5 protein-coding genes are annotated in these 6,033 nt (G+C 43.8%); 3 read left to right on the forward strand and 2 right to left on the reverse strand.

Translation table 11 applies throughout. The annotated features are described in order from the left end of the window. Positions 1 to 47: 47 nt before the first annotated feature. The gene (locus tag SORDD24_RS03545; protein WP_061407462.1) at positions 48 to 488 is read left to right on the forward strand and encodes a LytTR family DNA-binding domain-containing protein; all 441 of its coding nucleotides are present in this window, start codon (positions 48 to 50) and stop codon (positions 486 to 488) included. Next, on the forward strand, positions 485 to 943 hold the full coding sequence (locus tag SORDD24_RS03550) for a DUF3021 domain-containing protein (RefSeq protein ID WP_061407465.1): 459 nt from the start codon (positions 485 to 487) through the stop codon (positions 941 to 943). The genes SORDD24_RS03545 and SORDD24_RS03550 overlap by 4 nt, the downstream gene beginning before the upstream one ends. Positions 944 to 983: 40 nt before the next feature. Here SORDD24_RS03550 and mutS read toward each other — a convergent pair whose 3' ends face one another. Next, positions 984 to 3,518 carry a DNA mismatch repair protein MutS gene (mutS, locus tag SORDD24_RS03555; protein WP_061407468.1) on the reverse strand — a complete coding sequence of 845 codons (2,535 nt, stop codon included), beginning with the start codon at positions 3,516 to 3,518 and terminating at the stop codon, positions 984 to 986. Positions 3,519 to 3,568: 50 nt separating this feature from the next. Then, the gene (argR, locus tag SORDD24_RS03560; RefSeq protein ID WP_004239711.1) at positions 3,569 to 4,015 is read right to left on the reverse strand and encodes an arginine repressor; all 447 of its coding nucleotides are present in this window, start codon (positions 4,013 to 4,015) and stop codon (positions 3,569 to 3,571) included. A 156-nt stretch (positions 4,016 to 4,171) separates the two neighbouring features. On the opposite strand from argR, the gene argS reads away from it, so the two are divergent. Next, positions 4,172 to 5,860 carry an arginine--tRNA ligase gene (gene argS / locus SORDD24_RS03565; RefSeq protein WP_061407472.1) on the forward strand — a complete coding sequence of 563 codons (1,689 nt, stop codon included), beginning with the start codon at positions 4,172 to 4,174 and terminating at the stop codon, positions 5,858 to 5,860. The last annotated feature ends 173 nt before the right edge of the window (positions 5,861 to 6,033 follow it).

Genomic DNA, 6,033 nt, shown 5'->3' on the forward strand with positions numbered 1-6,033 from the left:
ACAGGAAGTGATCACAATTTTGTATGAAATGTTAGGGAGGGAAATTTATGAAAGTAGAACTACAGATTAAGGAGACTTACGAGGAGGAAAAGCTGATTGTCCAAACTCCTCAGCCGACCGAAAAAGTCCAGAAAGTCATCGAGTTCGCTGAAAATCTTGACCAAAAAGAAACAATCAAAGGAAAGATTGAAGATCAAGTCTATCTAGTTGAAATTGGCAAGATTCAGCGCTTCTATATCGAGAATCGCAAGGTTCTAGCAGAAACTGCTTCTCATACCTACACTATTGATTTGCGACTCTATCAGGTGCTTGACATTCTGCCGACCACTTTTATCCAAATTTCCCAATCTGAAATCGTCAATATCGACTCTATCTCTCATCTCAAACTAACCCCCAACGGCCTGATCGAAATCTTTCTCAAAAACGAAAGCTTTACTTACTCATCTCGCCGTTACCTAAAAACCATCAAGGAGAAATTAGAACTATGAAAAAACAAATCTTTCACGATGCAGCCGCTGGTGTCCTCATCGGCCTCATCCTCTCTATCCTCTTTTCGCTCATTTATGCACCAAATACCTATGCCCCACTGAGCCCCGAGTCTCTGATCGGCCAAGTGATGGTGCAACATCAGGTTCACGGTGCTCTAGTCTTGCTCTACTGCATGATCATCTGGTCAGCTATCGGCGTTCTCTTTAGCTTTGGCAGTCGCTTATTCAGCCGTGACTGGAGCTTGCTCCGTGCAACACTTTCCCATTTCTTCCTCATGCTGGCTGGCTTTGTTCCACTAGCAACTCTGGCTGGTTGGTTCCCCTTCCACTGGATCTTCTATCTCCAGCTCATTCCAGAGTTTGCGATTGTCTACCTTATCATCTGGACTATTCTCTATAAAAGAGAAGCTAAAAAAGTAGACCACATCAATCAACTCTTGGCTCATAAAAAGTAATAGAGAAATCCCACTCACAAAGGCGCGAGTGGGATTCTTTTTATAATTTTTGTTTGAACCCAACTAAGACATTCATAGCCTGCATAGGTGTCATATTGTAAACATCCAGTTTAGCTAATTCTGCTAGGATAGGATGTTCTTCAGGTGTATCAAAGAGAGAAATCTGTTCAGTGACGGCACTTGTTTGCCTTATCAGACTTGGACTTTCTCCCCCTTGACTCTCCAGTTGTGTCAAAATCTTATCCGCCCTTGCTAAAAGTTCTCCTGGTAAACCAGCAATCTTAGCAACATGGATACCATAGGATTTGTCAGCTGGTCCTGGTTCGATCTTGTGAAGGAAGGTCACCTGCCCATCCTGCTCCAAGGTTGCCACGTGGACATTGACCAAGTGTTCCAAGCTAGACTCCAGACTGGTCAACTCATGATAATGGGTCGCAAAAAGGGTTTTGGCTCCGATATGTTCATGGATGTATTCGATGATGGACTGGGCAAGAGCCATGCCATCATAGGTCGCAGTTCCCCGTCCCAATTCATCAAAGAGAATGAGAGAGTTCTTGGTCGCATGCGAAATGGCATTGTTGGCCTCCATCATCTCCACCATAAAGGTTGATTGACCTGAAACCAAGTCATCTGCCGCTCCGATGCGAGTAAAGATGGCATCGAAGATAGGCAAATGGGCACTTTCTGCCGGCACATACGAGCCTAGCTGGGCCATAACCGCAGTCATGGCTAGCTGGCGCATGTAGGTGGACTTCCCGCTCATGTTGGGCCCTGTAATCAGCTGAATACTCGTATCTTCTGCCATCTGGATACTGTTTGGAATGTAGGTCTGAGCCCCCATGACCTTTTCGACGACAGCATGGCGCCCTTTCTGGATAGCGATTTGTGAATCCTCTCCAAACTCCGGTCGAATCAAATGCTGGATTTCAGCCACAACTGCGAGACTTTGCAAGACATCAACTGTCGCAATTCCTTGGGCTAGCGCCTGCAAACGCTGGATGTACTTGCTGACTTCCTCACGGAGGCGCATAAAGATTTCGTACTCTAGGTTGGCTGACTTCTCACGCGCCTCCAACATATCCCCCTCGATACGGGCCAATTCCTCAGTACCAAAGCGTTCCGAGTTTTTCAGCGTTGCCTTACGGAAAAAGTGGGCTGGCACATTTCCCAGTTGCGAATTGATCACATGGAAATAGTAGCCATCCTTTTTATTGTAGTCAATCTTGAGAGTGCTGATACCAGAGTTTTCTCTCTCCTTAGCCTCAATCTCAGCAATCCAGCTGGTCCCTTCTCTGAGCACTCGGCGGTATTTATCCAAGGTCTCATCAAATCCCGTCCGAATAATGCCACCTTCCGTAATCACGTGAGGGGCTTCAGGGGCAATCGCTGCGCTAATCAAACTCTCTAACTCTGGAATGGCATCCAACTGTGCGATGAGATAAGCTAAAGCAGGCTGCTCCATTCCCTCTAAAATCGCTCGAATCCGTGGCACACTAGATAAGGTAGTCGCCAGTTGCAAGAGATCCTTGGGATTGGTCTTGCCAAAAGAAACCCGACTAGCCAAGCGTTCGATGTCATAAACACCCTTGAGGCTGTCTGTCAAATCACTACGCTCAAAAAAGTGGTCAAGAAAGACCTGCACCACCTCTTGACGTTGGACGATTCGTTCCTTATCAATCAAGGGACGGTGAATCCAAGAACGCAAGAGCCGCATACCCATAGCCGTTTTGGTTTCATCCAAAAGCCAGAAAAGACTCCCCTGCTTCTTACCTGAACGGGCATTCTCAACCAAATCCAGACTAGCCTTGGTCGCATAGTCCATCTGCAAGAAATCTTTGATTTCATAGCGGATAACTGGTTTGAGGTGGTTCAATTCCCGCATCTGGGTCCGGTGAACATACTGGAGTAGCTTACTAGCTGCCGCTTGCTCCACAGCTGCCAGTCGTGAATCTAGTAAATGAATATCCTCGAAGCCTTCCTTCTCATAGGAAAGCACAAGATTCATCTGACGGCTGAGAATTTGTTCTTCTTCTTCAGACAAGTCATAGCCCAGCACCACTTCACGAGCCTTGAGGTTACGGATTTCCCCACAAACCAACGTGAAATCCAATAGACCTGTCACATAGAAATCACCCGTCACTAGATCCATATAAGCTAGGCCAAATTGATTGCCATCACGATCTAAGGCAACCAAGAAATTATTCTGACTATCGGGCTTACTACTATCGACGACCGTTCCAGGTGTGATGACCTGAACCACCTCTCGCTTGACAACCCCCACTGCTTGTTTGGGATCTTCCATCTGCTCGGCTATGGCCACCTTATAACCCTGCTCAATCAATACGTCGATATACTGCTGGGCAGAATGATAGGGGACACCTGCCATGGGTATCGGATTTTCTGCATTTTTATTCCGACTTGTTAAGGAAATTTCTAAAATCTGTGCTGCATTGATTGCATCTTCATAGAACAACTCGTAAAAATCACCCATCCGAAAAAGCAAAAAAGCATCTGGGTATTGTTTTTTGATATCCACATACTGTTGCATGCCGGGTGATAGCTTTTCTGTTGCCATTTTCCGTCTCTCCTTGCTAAAAATAAGTCTTGAGAGCAACTCCCAAGACCTTATTTATCTTTCATCAAATCTAGCAAACGATCTTCCATCAGCTTGGCAACGTGCTGGTCTCGACAAATAACCAATAAGGTATTAGCACCAGCAACCGTTCCTAAAATCCATTCATCCTTGTTTGCATCTACAATGTTTGCTAAGACTGCAGCTTCCCCAAGTTTTGTATGAAGTACCAAGGTGAATTCTGCTCTTGCAACTCCTTCTAAATGATGAGACAAAAACTCAACTAAATCAATCTTATCTGTCTCATTTGCTAGTACATAATACACCATATCATTTTTCTTGATCTTGGTCAAGCCGATTTCACGCAAATCACGTGACAAAGTCGTTTGCGTCACATAGACATTCTGAGCTTCAAGACGATCTTGAATCTCTTTTTGTGTTCCAAGTTTTTCTTCAGCGATCATCTTTTTAATCAACTGATGCCGTTCTCTTTTTCTCATATTATCCTCTTAAGCGAATATTTATAACAATTTTTACATTTATTTTATAACTATATTATACCAAAAAAAATAGAGAATTCAAAAAAATTCTCTTCTTTCTCAAAAAATGTAGTAAATTGTGTTAAAATAGAAGAAAAGCCCAAAAGGAGCCTACTTATGAATACAAAAAAACTGATTGCTGGCGAATTGGCTAGCGTCATTGATAGCCTGGACCAAGAGGCTATTTTCAATTTACTAGAACAACCTAAAAATTCAGATATGGGAGACATCGCTTTCCCTGCTTTCTCATTAGCAAAAGTCGAACGCAAGGCACCGCAAGTGATTGCTGCCGATATTGCTGCAAAAATCAACAGCCAAGCCTTTGAAAAAGTGGTGGCAACAGGTCCTTACGTAAACTTTTTCCTTGATAAATCTGCTATTTCTGGTGCAGTTATCAAAGAAATCATCGAAAAAGGTGCTGACTACGCCCAACAAACGGAAGGCCAAGAGCAAAATATTACGATTGACCTTTCTAGTCCCAATATCGCCAAACCCTTCTCAGTCGGCCACTTGCGTTCAACAGTTATCGGAGATGCCCTCTCTAATATCTTTAAGAAGATGGGCTACAAAACCATTAAAATCAACCACCTCGGAGACTGGGGCAAACAGTTTGGTCTTCTCATGGTTGCTTATAAAAAATGGGGCAGTAAGGAAGCAGTTGAAGCTAACCCAATCGATGAATTATTAAAGCTATACGTTCGTATCAACGCCGAAATCGAAACGGACAAGGCTCTCGATGATGAAGGTCGCCTCTGGTTCAAAAAACTTGAAGATGGTGATCCTGAAGCAACTCAACTTTGGCAATGGTTCCGTGATGAAAGTTTGGTCGAATTCAACCGCATCTACAAACTACTCGGTGTTGAATTTGATAGCTTAAACGGTGAAGCCTTCTACAATGACAAGATGGATGAAGCCGTACAAATCTTGGAAGAAAAAGGCTTGCTAGAAGAGTCTCAAGGGGCTTGTATTGTCAACTTGGATGATTTCGATTTGCCACCTGCTATGATTAAAAAATCAGATGGCGCTACTCTCTACATCACTCGTGATATCGCAACAGCCATCTACCGTGCTCGTACATACAACTTTGTTAAAAATGTCTATGCTGTCGGCCAAGAGCAATCTAACCACTTTAAACAGTTGAAAGCTGTCTTGAAGAAAATGGGATTTGCTTGGAGTGACGATATGGTTCACGTTGACTTTGGTCTTGTAACCAAAAATCGCCAAAAACTCTCTACTCGTAAAGGAAACATCATCCTGCTCGAGCCAACTCTCCAAGAAGCCATCACTCGTGCTAAAGCTCAAATCGAAGCAAAAAATCCTGACCTTGAAAACAAGGATCAAATCGCCCAAGCTGTTGGGGTTGGAGCTGTCAAATTCTACGACCTGAAAACTGATCGTCGAAATGGTTATGACTTTGATTTGGAAGCAATGGTTTCATTTGAAGGTGAGACTGGGCCATACATCCAATACGCTTACGCTCGTATTCAGTCTCTACTTAGAAAAGCTGACTTCCATCCAAATGCTCAATCAAGTTACAGTCTAAATGATGCCGAAAGCTGGGAAATCATCAAACTTCTCCAAGACTTTGCCCGTGTCATCAAACGTGCTTCAGATAACTATGACCCATCTCTCATTGCTAAGTATGCAATCAGCTTGGCTCAAGCTTTCAATAAATACTATGCTCACACTCGTATCTTGGATGAAAGCCCTGAGCGCGACAGCCGTCTAGCCCTCAGCTATGCAACTGCCGTCGTTCTCAAAGAAGCCCTTCGCTTGCTCGGAGTAGAAGCACCAGAGAAGATGTGATTCAGTACTAACAATTGGAACCAAAGTTCCTAATTGTTAGACGCTAGCCGCTATATGCAGACTAGCTAACTGCTTCACTAGTCATAGCCCCTAAATATAATCGATTTAGAGGCCATGATGTCGTAACTATATGACGAATTACTTAAACGCTTCACTAATGCGTCCCAACAAAT

It is taken from the genome of Streptococcus oralis, from assembly GCF_001579175.1.
Taxonomy (GTDB): Bacteria; Bacillota; Bacilli; order Lactobacillales; family Streptococcaceae; genus Streptococcus; species Streptococcus oralis_O.